We start from the raw sequence: 262 nt of genomic DNA on the forward strand, positions 1-262 counted from the left end.
TTGAAGTAAGCAACACGCATCGCCAAGTAAGTGTTGGCGAATAGTTTGATGGCTTCTGCCTCAGTAGAGTCAGTAAATAAAACTGGACTATCTTTTTTAATTGCGCCTTCGATCAGCAAATCAGCAAACTGTTGCGCACGCTCAGACTTTTCACCCACAATAATACGGGATGGGTATAAATTGTCATGTAGGGCTTTGCCTTCACGTAAAAATTCAGGTGAGAAAATAACATTCTCAGTATTAAATTTTTCTTTTAAATTTT

The 262-nt window shown here is 37.8% G+C and carries 1 pseudogene; it reads right to left on the reverse strand.

Features of this window, described 5'->3' with window-relative positions:
- A pseudogene (locus tag FLQ44_RS07940) lies at positions 1-262 on the reverse strand (UDP-glucose 6-dehydrogenase); the annotation flags it as partial.

Source organism: Vogesella mureinivorans (assembly GCF_007644035.1).
Lineage (GTDB): Bacteria > Pseudomonadota > Gammaproteobacteria > Burkholderiales > Chromobacteriaceae > Vogesella > Vogesella mureinivorans.